The following is a 15,093-nucleotide window of genomic DNA, read 5'->3' on the forward strand; positions in this document are numbered from 1 at the left end:
CGACACGGGCGCTGATCGTTTGGAACGGTTCAGCGAATTGCGAGCGACCATTAGCACCGCCCAAGACGTGCTAGCAGCACAACTTAACAACGCGCAGCCTTCTTCCGTCATGACGCCTAATCCTCAGCAGGCCGTTGTCCCTCGTCCTAAGAAGAAGAGACGTCCCAGCAAACCGCCGAGAGACCCGGGTAATTAAACGCACGAATGGCAGACTTACCTAGGGTGATGTCTAAGTCCCCACAATCCCAGCCGAGATTGTGGGGAATGCTCTTGGTGTCAATTGAGTACGCCACTCCGTTGCTGTGGACTTCAGGATCAACGATTCCTAAGTGTCACGTAATTCGCTGAAAACAGCTCCACGCTCGAATTTTTCCGCTCAGAGTGGAGGTTACTGTCTACTCAACTCCCATCCTTCTCAGCCGGAGGCTGCTGATTCACCGACAGCGAGCGCCGTCGGCCCCTATCAACGGCCGCAGCCCAAGACCGCCGGTGCTTCTCGCGCACCAATACACAACCAGGCTATCGAGGAGGGCGTCGTCAACATTTCTTGACGGTGCGGTAGCTGCCGTTTCCGCGCGATGTCGTCGTCGACATCGTGTCTGTTGTTGGCAACTCGGTAATTGTTCGCTTCCGTCAGCATCATCGCCGCAGCAAACTCCCGACCTCTGCATTTGGCTGACATCACTGTGTAACACTGCGACGGCCTCCTCTTTTGGCTCCGCAACTCCAAGACAGATCAAGCAGGCAGAAGGGTGGCGAAATCGCGGCCGCACAAAGGCGGTGACGAAACCTGCCCCTTCGACTGCCGGTGCGGAAGTGCGCTGACGCAAAGTCGTCGCCGGATGGCTAACGCCTCGCCTGGAGCAGCATTTGTCCAACAAGCTGTTGGACCAACGCGTTGGGGTCCCCGTTGCACTTTTCTACTGAGACGGGGACGGTTGTGTTCGCGACGAATGAGTCTCGTTGTCACGAGTCCGCACAGAGCGTCGATCGCCAGGAGGCTCTCCGTCTACACGATACCGTGGCCGTCCGACACCGATCACGACTGTCCGGTGCCGGAGTACCGGCGGCAGTTCGGTGTCACGAGAGTGTCACAAGTCGGTACGTTCGGGCATGGACTGGACCGGACAGTGATGCACGAAAAGCGTTGTAAATAAACAGATATCGAGTCCACTGAAGTCTGGGTGGATCCACTTCCAGGGACTTAAAATCCGCACAGTGTCGGTTCGAGTCCGACCGGGGGCACCAGTGCCGCCGAACTCGAAGTTAGGGATGGATTTCGGGCGGATTTCGTCCCTAACTTCGAGTTCGACTGAGTTGAGTTGACATACGGGCCAAGGCGTTCCTCGCCGCGTCTGTCGGCTGTCGGGTGTCGATCTCGGATCGTCCCGCACCCTGTTCACGTATAGGGGTAGGGCAGGTCGGTGTCGACGTCTTCGTCGACGAGTAGCTGGCGTCCGAGTTGTGGGAATGCGCGTTGTGAACACGAGGTGCGTTCGCACACCTTGCATCCGGGACCGATGGGAATCGATGCGCCAGGGGAGTGCAGCGGTAGGTTGTCGGCGTAGACCAGTTTGTGAGCATAGGCGATGTCACATCCGAGGCCGATCGCGAAACTTTTCCGTGGTGATCGGTATCCGAGTCCGCCACTGTCGGTCGCGCGCGCAATCCACAGATAGGAGCGGTCGTCGGGCATGGTGGCGATCTGTGTGAGAATTCGCCCCGATGCCGCGAATGCGTCGTGCACCACCCACAGTGGACAGCTTCCACCTACACGTGAGAAGTGGAATGCACTGGCGGACTGACGTTTCGAGATGTTTCCGGCTCGGTCGGTGCGGATGAAGAAGAACGGAACGCCCTTCGCCCCTGGTCGCTGCAGCGTGGACAATCGGTGACACACGGTTTCGAAGCCGACCTCGAAGGTCAGCGACAGCAGATCGATGTCGTATCGCAGCGACTCCGCAGCGGCGAGGAACCGTCCGTAGGGCAACAGCAGGGCTCCGGCGAAATAGTTGGCCAGCCCGACGCGGGCCAGCTCTCGGGCCTGAGTGCTCAGGTTCGTATCGGCATCGACGATCGTGTCGATTGTCGTCGACTGCGAGAGAAATGCCAGCTGGGTTGCGATCTGGTAGGCGCGTTGCCCGGCGGTCAGTCGACGCGCGAGCAGGAGAGTCCCGCCGGTGTCGTCGAAGATTCGTTTGGGGCCGAGTGCGCCGGGATCGTCGTCGCCGATAGTCATCGTGATGCCGTGGTCCGCTTCGATGACCCGTGCGAATTGTAGATCGAGCGCCCCGATACTGAGCCCACTTCGCTCGAAGAGTTCCTCAGCCGCAGTATCCAATTCGGGGATGTGATTGCGCCGGTCATAGAAGAAGTCTCGGACTTCCTCGTAGGGCATCGGGGCGTGACCGCCCGTCGGGACATCGGGTTTGGGCCCGTCGAGTCCGACCGTGAGCCGATCCATCTGATCGGTCGCTGCATGGAGCTTGCGGTGCAGCGACACGAGGGTGCGCCCGATGTCCGGCATGCGCGCGACCAATTCCTGGATGTCGGACATCGACACCTCGCCTCGGTCGGAGGTTTCGGTGAGTACATCGTGCAGGTCGGCGACGAGGCGAGCGTCGGTGTCGGTGGCGAAGAACGAGGGGTCGAGCTCGAACATCGTGTTGAGCTTGAGCAGTACCTGGACGGTCAGAGGTCGTTGGTCGTTCTCGAGTTGGTTGAGGTAACTCGGCGAGAGCTCGAGTGTCTTCGCCAGCGCGGACTGCGTCAGCTGTCGTTCCTCGCGTAGGCGACGCAGCCGCCCGCCTGCGTAGATCTTCTGCATCTTTGTCGCTGCCTCCTTCGGGTGTCGACACTGTAGCCGAACTGGACTTCGCAACATTTGCCGATTTGCAGGAATTGCCTCGCAAAAATAGGCATTTGCGATGTCTTCCGCAGGTCCGGACTCGTGCGTAGCTTGTGAATGAAGCGTAGTAAGCCCTTTCATCAGCACGGAGGATTTTCTGTGAAGACCCATCTCGTACGCACCCGTACATCCGCCGAGGACTTTCCCCAGTCCGAGCACCTGGCTTGGAAGGTCGCCGAGGTCGCCACCGACGCAGTGGAGGTACCCGAAGCGGCGGCCGAGATGATCGTCAACCGGATCATCGACAATGCCTCGGTGGCTGCGGCCTCGCTGGTGCGCCGTCCAGTGACGAGTGCTCGCACACAGGCGCGGGCGCACCCGTACAGCCCCGGTGCCACTGTGTTCGGAATCGGTGGAAAGTACTCACCCGAGTGGTCCGCGTGGGCCAATGGGGTAGCGGTGCGAGAACTGGACTTCCACGACACGTTCCTCGCCGCCGAGTACTCCCACCCGGGGGACAACATTCCGCCGATCCTCGCAGTCGCCCAGCACGCCGGGCGCTCGGGGCGCGATCTGATCCGCGGTCTGGCCACCGGGTACGAGATTCAGATCGACCTCGTTCGCGCAATCTCGTTGCACGAGCACAAGATCGACCACGTTGCCCATCTCGGTCCCTCTGCTGCCGCCGGTATCGGCACCCTGCTCGGCCTCGACACCGAAACCATCTACCAGGCCGTCGGGCAAGCGCTGCACACCACGACAGCTACCCGTCAGTCCCGCAAGGGGTCGATCTCGAGTTGGAAGGCCTACGCCCCTGCGCTCGCCGGGAAGGTTGCCGTCGAAGCCGTCGATCGAGCACTGCGCGGCGAGGGTGCCCCGTCGCCGATCTGGGAGGGTGAGGACGGGGTCATCGCGTGGCTTCTCGGGGGACCGAACGCGGAATATCATGTGCCGCTTCCCCGCCCGGGTGAAGCCAAGCGTGCAATTCTCGACAGTTACACGAAGGAACACTCCGCCGAGTACCAGAGTCAGGCCCCGATCGACCTCGCCCGACGAATGCGGGAAAAGATCTCCGATCTCGAACAGATCGAGACGATCGTGTTGCACACCAGTCACCACACGCATTACGTCATCGGCACCGGCTCGAACGATCCACAGAAGTTCGATCCCACCGCCTCCCGGGAAACCCTCGATCACTCGGTGATGTACATCTTCGCAGTCGCGCTCGAGGACGGAATCTGGCATCACGAGCACTCGTACGCCCCCGAACGCGCGCAGAGGCCGAACACCGTCGCGTTGTGGAACAAGATCTCGACCGTAGAAGACCCTGAGTGGACGCGCCGATACCACTCTGTCGATCCGGACGAAAAGGCGTTCGGTGCACGCGCGGAGATCACGCTGAAAGACGGCACGGTCATCGTCGACGAACTCGCGGTCGCCGACGCGCACCCCCTCGGTGCCCGCCCGTTCGCCCGCGAGCAGTACATCGCGAAGTTCCGTTCGTTGGCCGATGGTGTGATCGCACCCTCGGAACAGGATCGCTTCCTTCGCGCAGCCGAGCGGGCTCCCGAGCTCGCCGCAGGTGAACTCGATCAGCTGACCTTCACCGTCGCCGACGATGTCCTCGGGAGGGCTCCGAAGACCCCGAAGGGCATCTTCTGATGCCGGGCCTCATTGCGGCCTCGACGTCGGCCGCGGACAAGCGTATTGCGTTGCGCGCCACGCTTGCGTCGACGTCGATCACTCGGCTTCCCGGCGCTATCAACCCGCTGACCGCAAAGTTGATTCAGGAGATCGGCTTCGAGGGGGTCTATATGTCCGGTGGCGCATTCTCTGCCGGGCTCGGTCTGCCCGACATCGGACTCACCACGTTGACCGAGGTCATCACCCACAGTGCGCAGATCGCGGCCGTCACCGACTTGCCGGTACTGATCGACGCCGACACCGGATTCGGTGAGCCGATGTCCGCGGCACGCACGGTGCTGGCGGCCGAGGATGCGGGGATCGCTGGGCTGCACCTCGAAGACCAGATCAACCCGAAACGCTGCGGGCACCTCGACGGCAAAGCGATTGTCCCGATAGAGGAGATGGTGCGACGCCTCGGCGCGGCCGTCACCGCGCGGCGAGATCCGAACTTCGTCATCTGCGCCCGCACCGATGCAGCGGGTATCGACGGAATCGACGCCGCGATCGAACGAGCGAAAGCGTACGCGGACGCCGGAGCCGATCTGATCTTCACCGAGGCGCTCGCAGGGGAAGCCGACTTCGCGAAATTCCGTGCTGCAGTGGACACCCCGCTGCTGGCGAACATGACCGAGTTCGGCAAATCCGAGCTGATCTCCGCGCAGAGACTCGCGGACATCGGCTACAACGCTGTCATCTATCCGGTCACCACATTGCGACTGGCCATGGGTGCCATCGAAACCGGACTGCGTGAGATCCACGACCGGGGAACGCAAAAGGGACTCCTCGACCGGATGCAGACCCGCTCACGTCTGTACGAGTTGCTCGACTACGAGCGTTTCAACGAATTCGATACCGGAATTTTCAATTTCAGCTTAGGAGAGCAGTGATGACCGAGGCGATTCCCACGATCTACAAGGGGCTGGCCGGTGTCGTGGTCGACACCACCGCTATTTCCAAGGTCGTCCCCGAGACGAACTCGTTGACCTACCGCGGCTACGCCGTGCAAGATCTCGTCGCGTACTGCAATTTCGAGCAGGTCGCCTACTTGTTGTGGCACGGTGAGCTCCCGTCCCCGCAGCAACTCGAACTGTTTACCCAACGCGAGCGAGCCCAACGGCGAGCAGACCGCTCGTTGCTCTCGCTCGTGACGAAGATGCCCGACAATTGTCATCCGATGGATGTCGTGCGCACCGCGATCAGCTACCTCGGTGCCGAAGACCCTGCCGAGGAGGACAATTCGGGGTCGGCGAACCTGTCCAAGGCGCTGCGTATGACGGCAGTGTTGCCGACCATCGTCGCCGCCGACCATCGCCGCCGACACTGCCTCGATCCCATCGCCCCTCATTCGCATCTTGGATTCGCGGAGAACTTCCTCTACATGTGCTTCGGCTCCGTTCCCGAACCGGAAATCGTCAGGGCCTTCGAGGTTTCCCTGATCCTGTACGCCGAGCACAGCTTCAACGCCTCCACCTTTGCTGCCCGCGTGGTCACCTCGACACTGTCGGATATCTACAGCGCCGTCACCGCCGCCATCGGAGCGCTGAAGGGTCCGTTGCACGGCGGTGCCAACGAAGCTGTCATGCGAGACATGCTCGAGATCGACGACCCCGAACGGGCCGCACAGTGGCTGCAGAACAAACTCGCAGCCAAAGACAAGGTCATGGGGTTCGGTCACCGTGTCTACAAGAACGGCGACTCACGCGTGCCGACGATGAACGCAGCATTCCGCGACGTCGCCGCGGTGACCGGCGGAGACAAGTGGGTGCGCATGTACGACATTCTCGAAAAGACCATGCACGATGCCACCGGCATCAAACCCAACCTCGATTTTCCTACCGGTCCGACGTACTACCTGATGGGCTTCGACATCGACGTGTTCACACCGATTTTCGTCATGAGTCGCATCACCGGTTGGACGGCTCACATCATCGAGCAAGGTGCGTCGAATGCGCTGATCCGACCACTGAGCCAGTACTCGGGAGTGCCGCAACGCGCTGTCGTCGCCTGACGCCGGCCAACCCGTTGGTCCGATTCCCCACTGCACGTCGGGTGGCCGCTGTTCTCGACCTGGTCGCTGGATCGAGCCCGCTTTCGACGGCTCGGGTGCGGAGAGATGAACAAGTGCGATGATTTCTGTCATGGCACGGGACGTCACGGGCACGGTGCGAGGCATTACCCTTCAGCAGTTGCGCTACTTCGTAGAAGTGGCCGCCGAGGGGTCCATCAGTGCCGCGGCGGACTTGCTCTACATCGCGCAACCGACCATGTCGGCCGCATTGAAAGACCTGGAACGTCGCGTGGGTCGGACCCTCTTCGTTCGCTCGACCCGTGGGGTGACACTCACGGAGGATGGAACCGAATTTCTCGGCTACGCGCGCCAGGTGGTCGAGCAATCAGAACTCTTGGAACAGCGGTACCTCGGCCGCGGGCCCGCTCGCCGACTCTTGGCCGTCTCGACTCAGCACTACTCATTCGTCGTCGACGCTTTCGTCCGCATGGTGAAAGCCTCTGAGGCTCCGGAGTATTCGTTCAGTCTTCGAGAGTCCCGTACGTGGGAAATCATCGAGGATGTCCGCACGCTCCGCAGTGAACTCGGTGTCCTCTATCGCAACGAGTTCAATGCAAGCGTGATCGACAAGCTGATTCGCGAAGCGGGTCTTGTTTTCACGCCGCTGTTTCTGGCATCGCCGCATATTTTCATCGCTCGCACGAATCCCCTGGCGGGGCGAAAGAGTGTGGAGCTGAGTGACCTCGAAGAATTTCCGCGTCTCACGTTCGACCAGGGCGCGAACAATTCCTTCTACCTCTCCGAAGAAATACTCTCCACCCGTTCGTCCAAACAAGAAATCCGGGTGAGCGATCGTGCCACCATCTTCAACCTCATGATCGGTCTGGGCGGATACACGATCTCCACCGGCATTGTCTCGGATGATCTCGATCCGTCCATCGTCGCTGTTCCGCTCGATGTCGACGATCGCATCGAGATCGGTTGGATCGGTCATGCCTCGGTGTCTTTGACCGTCCAGGCTCAGCGCTTCGTGGCGGAGATGCGCGACGTCGTGTCTGGTTTCGGCGTCGACTTATTGACATAGCCATTGCCTATGGCCAGCCATAATCGAGAGTGATTAGGCTATGTCGACTGGTCGATTTAGGCTGATGCTCAGGCCGCTTCGGACAGCTGCCTCCCGGTTCTATGGACCTGAGAAATCGGCCCGACCATCGAGTAACTCGGTCGAAGTGTTGCGAGGGCTCAGGCAGTGAACCCGTGTGGTGACGCGTTCGTCACCACATTCACCGCACGTGATTGGGGTTACTAATCAGCATGAGGAACGACTGCACTTTCAGCATCAGCACGACGCGCTTCGGCGAGGATTACACCCCGTCGACGAACTCGCGTCGCACGACCAACTTTGCGAATCTTGCACGCGGCGAGGATGGTCGACAGAACTTGCGTAACGCGGTGACGATGATGAACACCCGTCTCAACGAGGTGGTTCACTGGGACAATCCACGTGGTGACCGCTACGCACTCGAACTCGACATCATCTCGGTGGATCTGCAACTAGTATCCGTCGGGGCCGACGCCGCATTTCCGGTAATCGAAATTCTCGATGTCGGAATAGTCGATACCACTACCGGCACCCGCACAGAGGGCATCGTCGGAAACAACTTCTCCTCATACATTCGCGACCACGATTTCGTTGTTCAGCTCCCGAAGCACCGAGCGACGGGAATTCCGAAAGACTTCGGCGATGTACATGGTCAGGTCTTTCAGCGTTTTGTCGATTCGCCCGAGTACCGTGAACGGTTCTCGCAACCACCTGTCATCTGTATCAGTGTGTCGACTTCCAGTACCTACCGTCGCCTCACGAATCATCACCCGGTCGTCGGGCTCGAATACGGGGCAGAGGACACCTCGATCACCGATCAGTACTTCGGAAAAATGGGTCTCGGGGTTCGCTACTTCATGCCCAAGGGATCCGTCGCTCCCTTGGCGTTCTACCACTGCGGTGACTTGCTCAACGACTATTCGGTCCTGGCACTCGCGGGCACGATCGCGACGATGGAGACTTTCCAAAAAATCTATCGGCCTGAAATTTACAACGCGAATACTGCTGCCTCGGAGGTCTACCAGCCGAGTCTCGACAACGAAAACTATTCACTTCCGCAGGTGAGCTACGACCGTGTCGAGCGCAATCGACTTGCGACGACACAGGCAGAGTTCGCCGACGTGAATCTGATGCAACCGTATGGGTCAGTCCTGAAGCGTTGGGCTACCGATCGATGCGCCTGACCGAGCGAGACCGAAAGGTAGAAGAGATGTTCCCACTCCTGCCCACCTCGATCGTCGGAAGCCTACCCAAGCCCTCGTGGCTCTGTGAGCCGAAGAAGCTTTGGTCGCCGTGGAAATTACGAGACGACGAACTGCGCGAAGGAAGACTCGACGCTCAGGCGCTCGCAGCTGATGAGCAGCGTCGTGCCGGTCTCGACATCATCAGCGATGGTGAACAAACGCGTCAGCACTTCGTGACCACGTTCATCGAGCATCTCGAGGGTGTCGACTTCGATCGACGGGAAACTGTGCGAATTCGGGACCGATACGATGCGAGCGTTCCGACGGTTGTCGGTGCGGTGAGCCGCGAACAATCAGTGTTTGCCGCAGATGCGACGCGCCTTCGAGCAGTGACCGGCCAGCCGATCAAATGGGCACTGCCTGGCCCTATGACAATGATCGACACGCTCTACGACGACCATTACAAGAGTCGCGAGAAGCTGGCATGGGAGTTCGCGACTCTTCTGAACCAAGAGGCAAAAGACTTGGAAGCGGTAGGCGTCGACATCATTCAGATCGACGAGCCCGCATTCAACGTGTTTTTCGACGAGCTCGAAGACTGGGGAATCGCGACACTCGAGCGTGCAATCGAAGGGCTGAATTGCGGAACAGCCGTACACATCTGTTACGGCTACGGCATCAAAGCCAACACCGACTGGAAGGCAACTCTGGGGGCCGAGTGGCGCCAGTACGAACGGTCATTCCCACTGTTGCAACAGTCTTCGATCGACATCGTGTCGCTGGAGAGTCACAATTCGCGCGTACCTATCGACTTGATCGAACTGCTTCGAGGTAAGAAGGTCATGCTGGGTGCGATCGATGTAGCAAGCGACACCGTCGAGACTGTCGAAGAAGTCGCTGAAACCCTCAGTCGCGCACTTCCGTTCGTCGACGCAGACAAGCTCTACCCAAGTACGAATTGCGGTATGGCGCCACTCGACCGACGCGTCGCACGAGACAAGATGGTCGCGCTCACCGCTGGCGCGGAACTCCTGCGACGTCAATTGTCCAAGTAGCTCTCTGCCGGACTCGAAGTTGTGGATGGATTTCGGCCGGATTCCGTCCACAACTTCGAGTTCGACCGACAGTGTCAGGTTGCCCGGTTGGTTTCGTGTACCTCGAGGTCGGCGTGATCACCGGAGTCTTCGCGTTGGCCGGCTGGTATTTTTCGCATGATCAGCCAGGCGGCACCGCCCGCGACGATCATCAAGCATGCGGCGATGGCAGACGTGATGGTCACGCCACTGGTGAAGGCGTCTGCTGCCGAGTCGAGCAATCCACTGGCCTGTTCGGCCGGCAGTCGGTCCGCTATGGCTTGGGCACCGCCGAGGGTTTCTCGCGCCGCGGAAGTGTCGAAACCGGCGTTCTCGGGCGTGACGACGTTGGCACGGTACTGCGCCAACAGGATTGCACCGAGCACGGACGTACCGGTGACGGCACCGAGTTCGTAGGCCGTCTCGGAGATAGCGGCCGCGGCACCGGCCTTTTCCGGGGGAGCTGTGGACAAGATCATGTCGTTCGAGATGGTCTCTGCAACTCCGATACCTGCTCCGAGGGCCGCGAACGCCGCGACGAAGGACCACACCGATGTCGGCTGGGTGAACACCGCGATCGTTGCGTATCCGAACGCCGCCAACATCATTCCGCCCGAGATGATCATGGCAGGCCGCAGCATTCGTGCCAGTACGACTGCCAGGAGGCCTGCGGTGATCATCGCCAGAATGCCGGGCAGCAAGCGGAGCCCAGCTTGCATCGGGCTCAACCCGACGACGAGCTGAAGGTGTTGCGATACGAAATACAAGAATCCGACGAGCGCGAATATCGCGAGCAGGTTGACCAACACTGCGCCGGCGAAGGCAGGCACGGTGAACAGGCGAACATCGAGCATCGGGTCGGGCCGGCGGAGCTGCCTGCGTACGAACATCCAGACTGCCAGTGCTCCGATCAGCGCGGGTAGCGCCGTGCCGAACAAGCTTCCTCCACTTGCCAAATCCTTGATTGCATAGACGATCGGGGTCAAGGCGAGTAGGGACAGGGCGATGCTGATGCCGTCGATACGCGCAGGATCGGGGTCCTTCGATTCGGGTACCAGAACCGGTGCCAGTATCAGCAACGGCACCAGGAGTGGAATCGCGAACAAGAACACCGAACCCCACCAGAAGTGCTCCAACAAGAATCCGCCGACGACAGGTCCCATAGCCGCACCCGCTCCGATGGAGGCCGACCAGATCGCGATCGCCAGACGGCGTTCGGAGCGATCGGTGAACAGATTGCGCAATAGAGACAGGGTCGCGGGCATCAAGGTGGCACCGAAAAAGCCGAGGCCGGCACGTGCGGCTATCAACATCTCGGGCGTCTGCGAGTAGGCCGCAACAACGGATACCGCTGCGAAGCCGGTCGCGCCGATGAGCAGTAAGCGTCGTCGTCCGATTCGGTCGCCCAGGCTACCCATCGCGACGAGCAGCCCTGCCAAGACGAAGGGGTAGGCGTCGATGATCCAGAGTTGTTGTGCGCCGGATGGTTCGAGAGTTTCGGCGATCGAAGGTAAAGCGAAGGACAGCACTGTGTTGTCGATCGCGATGATCAACACGGGCAGCATCAGGACAGCGAGCGCGCACCATTGGCGAACCCCCGCCGTTCTGCCGTGCGAGAGGTGGCCCGGAGTGGGCGGACTTGTGAGTTCAGGCATGTGCCGTCTTCCGATGAGGTTGGGCGGGACTTCGTTACTGTACCAACCAGACGGTGCAGTAACGAAGCCGAAGCCGCGTTCGCCCGTAAACTCGCCCTGTGCCTCCTCCTCCTGTAGCGCGTGACAAGTCGTTGAACGCTTTCGTCAAGCTCGTGCTGGAGCAGGGGGAGAAGGCGGCGACCCTCGATGCGGTTGCCGCTGCTGCCGGGATCTCGAAGGGCGGCTTGATGTACCACTTCCCCAGCAAGGAAGCCTTGGTGGAGGGTTTGATGCGTGTCGTGGAGGAGCTCGCGGCCGAGGATGTTCGACGGATGAGGGAGCATCCAGAGGGCCCAGCGGATTACCACATACGCACATCGACGTTCCACGACACTGCTGTCGATCGTGCCGTGGTTGCCACGATGCGGCTGAGCCAGGGTGCGAACGAGGTTGCGCAGCAGACCCTGGAGCGAATCCGGCAATCCTGGTTGGATGCGTTGAACGAGCAGATCGCTGATCCGGCGGTCGCAGAAGCGGTCCTTCTGATGGGCGACGGCCTCTACTTCGCCGCAGCATCGGCCGGAACGGACCACCGATCGCCCGACCACATCGAGGCGTTGGTAGGCGTTGTACACAGGCTCATCGACTCTCGTCCCTGAAGGAGCCACGTGGCTCATCGCCCGACGCTGCATTCACACCGTGCTCGCAGTGCTGGGTGGTGACTTCAGAAGGGCGTCCCTCCCGCTTGCGGGGCGAACGCTGCCCGATGCACGCCATGAATGTGGACAAGCACTGATCGGGTCGAATTCCGCAGCACCCCTGACCGCCGTCTATGGATTGGGGCAGATGCTAGGACCGCTGATGGTCGCGCCGGTCATCGGCGATGGCTACGGAGTTGCATTCACCATTGCGTTCGTCGTACTCGCCTGTGCTACAGCGCTTTCCGTGATCATCGCACGGAAAACCCTTCCCCGGAGATCAGACTGGAAGGCGGTCGGTCAGTTCAAGCATTTTGCCATTCGGTGAAAGCCACGTCGAGAAACCATCGAACGGCTCGTGGCGGCATCGGCCCCTCACGCCACGCCAGCCGCACCTGGGTCGGCGGAGCACCGTCGATAGGGAGAAACCGTAGGCCGGGGTGAGAGATCCGTCGTGCGGCGAGTTCCGGAACGATGCCGATTCCGCGTCCGGCGGCGATGTTCTCGAGCCATTCCTCGAAATTCCGGCAGGTGATCACCACCCGCGGTTCACCGTTTGCGGCAACCGGAATGGAGTCGGCTGTTGTCGAACCGGACAGCGTATTGACCACCAATGGACCGGGAGGGAGCGCATCCCACCGCACTTCGGTTGCATTGTCGAATGAAAGGTTCGACCGGCTGACCGCGAGAATCCGTCGTTCGCTGCCGAGCTGACGAGTCACCGTTCCGGCCGCCAAATGATGTGGGCGGCTTCGGTAGAGCGCCACATCGACTTCGCGCGCATCCAACGCCGCAAGCGGATCGTCGACTCGGCGCACGTCCACGTCTGCGGCGTATTGACGGACAAGAGATTCACGCGTGGCGGCGAACCATCCGTCGGGGAGCAACCATGCAAAGCCCAACCGTACGACCGGGTGGTCGTCGAGATCTTCGATCAGCGAATCCACCTCTCCCAGGATTCTGCGTGCACGCCCCAGCACGACCAATCCGTCCTCGGTCAGTTCGGCAGTACGGGACTCGATCAATTGACGCCCGCAACGCTGTTCGAGTTGACGAACCGAACGCGTCAGTGTCGGCTGCGAAACGCGCAGTTCGGCGGCTGCGGCGGTGTGAGTGCCACAGTCCGCCAGAGCGACCAACGCGCGCAGGTGTCTCAGCTCGACCTCCATACGTCCAGCGTATATCTACCGGTGCTCGGCGTATTGGCCTGCTGCGCCGATGGCTCCTACTCTCGGACTCACAGCCCCACCCTTCTCTAGGAGTTTCGATGTTTCGATACGAGTCGTTGCAGGTGCCTATCGTCGGAGCGCCGATGGCGGGAGGCCCGACGACCCCTGACTTGGTTGCAGCAGTACGGAATTCAGGTGGACTGGGGTTCCTTGCCGCGGGTTATCTCACCCCGGAAAGGTTGACCGCGGACATCGTTGCCGTTCGCGGTGCTGGCATAGAAACGTTCGGGGTCAATCTGTTCGTCCCCGAGGACGGGCAGGTTGTCGACACCGAGGACATTGCGCGGTATCGCGCGCTGCTCCAGCCCTACGCCGATGATCTCGGCGTCGAACTCCCCGCCGACAGCACCCTTGCCGAAAATATCGACGACTACTGGGAGGAGAAGCTCGACATCGTCGTGGTCGAAGCCATCCCGGTCGTGTCGTTCACTTTCGGGTGCCCAAGTGCCGACATCATCGCCCGCCTGCACGAGGCCGGGAGCGCCGTCACCGTCACCGTCACTAACGAAGAGGACGCCCGCGCGGCGGTCGATGCAGGTGCCGACTCCCTGTGCGTACAAGGCCCCGATGCCGGCGGGCACCGCTCGACCTTTCGCATCGATGCCGAGAGTTCGGACATTGCCCTCGACGAGTTGATTCCTGCGATACGCCGAGCAGTGTCGGTTCCCCTCGTGGCCGCCGGCGGGATCACCACCGCGTCCGATGTCCGTCGAGTCCTGGGCTACGGGGCAGTGGCGGCTCAGGTCGGAACCGCCCTGCTCCGATCGCCGGAAGCCGGGACGAAGCCTGCCCACGCCGCCGCCTTGGTCGATCCTCGGTTCACCGAAACGGTGGTCACTCGAGCCTTCAGCGGCCGTCCCGCCAGAGCCTTGCGCAACAAGTTCATCGATCGGTTCGATACCGGATCGTCACGCCAGTACCCCGCCGTGAACACGCTGACCGGCGGCATCCGCAAGGCCGCAGCGAACGACCCTCATTGCATCAACCTGTGGGCCGGTGCCGGGCACCGCAGCGCTTCCGCTGACCCGGCAGCGCGAATTATCGAAGAATTGGCCTCGGAGTTGTGAGGAATGTCCAGGTGTAAAAACCGCACGGATCGTGGTGTTTGAAGCCACGCTCCAAAACCCGCATCGGGTGTGCGGGATTGAGTACCGTCGTAGACATGCAACTGACTCGCTTCAGCGATCTGGCCCTACGGGCGATGATGTTGCTGGCAGCCGCCGGCCCGGACGGTCCCCGGATGACCACTGGAGCCATTGCAGTTCGAGTCAACGCGTCCGAACACCATGTAGCGAAAGCGATTACACGCTTGGTCGGATTGGGCTGCGTCCGTGCGCAGCGCGGCCGCACCGGCGGGCTCTTCCTCACCGACACGGGCCGATCGATATCGGTGGGCCACCTGATCCGTCAACTCGAAGGCGATCGCGAAGTTGTCGAGTGCGTAGGGGACCGGCCCTGCCCACTTCTTGCCGCCTGCCGATTGCGGCATGCCCTGGCCGTCGCCAAAGAAGCGTTCTATGGCGAACTCGACCGCTACACGATCGACGATCTAGCCGCGTCCCCGACCATTCCACTCGCAATGGTCGCTTTTCCCTCACCCTGACCCGCCATTTCGACGTCGGCGGTCCATT

The 15,093-nt window shown here is 61.0% G+C and carries 13 protein-coding genes; 10 read left to right on the top strand and 3 right to left on the bottom strand.

What is annotated here, in order from left to right:
• Positions 1-1,399: 1,399 nt before the first annotated feature.
• Positions 1,400-2,827: a short-chain fatty acyl-CoA regulator family protein gene (locus tag RFA01S_RS25130; RefSeq protein ID WP_174557316.1), complete on the bottom strand. Its 1,428-nt coding sequence runs from the start codon at positions 2,825-2,827 to the stop codon at positions 1,400-1,402.
• 180 nt (positions 2,828-3,007) lie between these two features.
• Between RFA01S_RS25130 and prpD the strand changes: the two genes are divergently transcribed.
• From prpD to RFA01S_RS25160, 6 genes are all read left to right on the top strand, one after another.
• A complete protein-coding gene (prpD, locus tag RFA01S_RS25135) occupies positions 3,008-4,510 on the top strand; it encodes a 2-methylcitrate dehydratase PrpD (RefSeq protein ID WP_032393222.1) in 1,503 nt (500 codons plus the stop codon).
• Positions 4,510-5,421 (top strand): methylisocitrate lyase, encoded by a 912-nt coding sequence (gene prpB / locus RFA01S_RS25140; RefSeq protein WP_032393223.1) that lies wholly within the window; start codon positions 4,510-4,512, stop codon positions 5,419-5,421. Before prpD ends, prpB begins: the two co-directional genes overlap by 1 nt.
• Positions 5,421-6,542: a bifunctional 2-methylcitrate synthase/citrate synthase gene (locus RFA01S_RS25145; RefSeq protein ID WP_032393224.1), complete on the top strand. Its 1,122-nt coding sequence runs from the start codon at positions 5,421-5,423 to the stop codon at positions 6,540-6,542. Before prpB ends, RFA01S_RS25145 begins: the two co-directional genes overlap by 1 nt.
• 130 nt (positions 6,543-6,672) lie before the next feature.
• Positions 6,673-7,626: a LysR family transcriptional regulator gene (locus RFA01S_RS25150; protein ID WP_032393376.1), complete on the top strand. Its 954-nt coding sequence runs from the start codon at positions 6,673-6,675 to the stop codon at positions 7,624-7,626.
• Between the two features lie 230 nt (positions 7,627-7,856).
• Positions 7,857-8,828: a putative oxygenase MesX gene (locus RFA01S_RS25155; protein WP_032393225.1), complete on the top strand. Its 972-nt coding sequence runs from the start codon at positions 7,857-7,859 to the stop codon at positions 8,826-8,828.
• Between the two features lie 26 nt (positions 8,829-8,854).
• Complete coding sequence (locus tag RFA01S_RS25160) at positions 8,855-9,883, top strand: methionine synthase (RefSeq protein WP_174557317.1); 1,029 nt, start codon at positions 8,855-8,857, stop codon at positions 9,881-9,883.
• Between the two features lie 74 nt (positions 9,884-9,957).
• Here the strand turns inward: RFA01S_RS25160 and RFA01S_RS25165 are convergent, their stop codons facing one another.
• Positions 9,958-11,556, bottom strand: coding sequence for an MFS transporter (locus RFA01S_RS25165; protein WP_052053751.1), 1,599 nt, complete (start codon positions 11,554-11,556; stop codon positions 9,958-9,960).
• Positions 11,557-11,654: 98 nt separating this feature from the next.
• Here RFA01S_RS25165 and RFA01S_RS25170 point away from each other — a divergent pair, with 98 nt between their 5' ends.
• Together RFA01S_RS25170 and RFA01S_RS27570 are read left to right on the top strand one after the other, a co-directional pair.
• On the top strand, positions 11,655-12,194 hold the full coding sequence (locus RFA01S_RS25170; RefSeq protein WP_032393227.1) for a TetR/AcrR family transcriptional regulator: 540 nt from the start codon (positions 11,655-11,657) through the stop codon (positions 12,192-12,194).
• Positions 12,195-12,234: 40 nt separating this feature from the next.
• Complete coding sequence (locus tag RFA01S_RS27570; protein ID WP_139278541.1) at positions 12,235-12,561, top strand: hypothetical protein; 327 nt, start codon at positions 12,235-12,237, stop codon at positions 12,559-12,561.
• Here RFA01S_RS27570 and RFA01S_RS25175 read toward each other — a convergent pair.
• Positions 12,539-13,402, bottom strand: coding sequence for a LysR family transcriptional regulator (locus RFA01S_RS25175; RefSeq protein ID WP_032408136.1), 864 nt, complete (start codon positions 13,400-13,402; stop codon positions 12,539-12,541). The two genes, RFA01S_RS27570 and RFA01S_RS25175, sit on opposite strands and share 23 nt — an antisense overlap.
• A 98-nt stretch (positions 13,403-13,500) precedes the next feature.
• Between RFA01S_RS25175 and RFA01S_RS25180 the strand changes: the two genes are divergently transcribed.
• Together RFA01S_RS25180 and RFA01S_RS25185 are read left to right on the top strand one after the other, a co-directional pair.
• Entirely contained in the window at positions 13,501-14,529 is a 1,029-nt protein-coding gene (locus RFA01S_RS25180; RefSeq protein WP_032385630.1) for a nitronate monooxygenase, read from the top strand.
• Between the two features lie 95 nt (positions 14,530-14,624).
• The gene (locus RFA01S_RS25185) at positions 14,625-15,065 is read left to right on the top strand and encodes an RrF2 family transcriptional regulator (protein ID WP_027496129.1); all 441 of its coding nucleotides are present in this window, start codon (positions 14,625-14,627) and stop codon (positions 15,063-15,065) included.
• Positions 15,066-15,093: the final 28 nt, after the last annotated feature.

The sequence above is a fragment of the Rhodococcoides fascians NBRC 12155 = LMG 3623 genome (assembly GCF_001894785.1).
GTDB classification, from domain to species: Bacteria; Actinomycetota; Actinomycetes; order Mycobacteriales; family Mycobacteriaceae; genus Rhodococcoides; species Rhodococcoides fascians.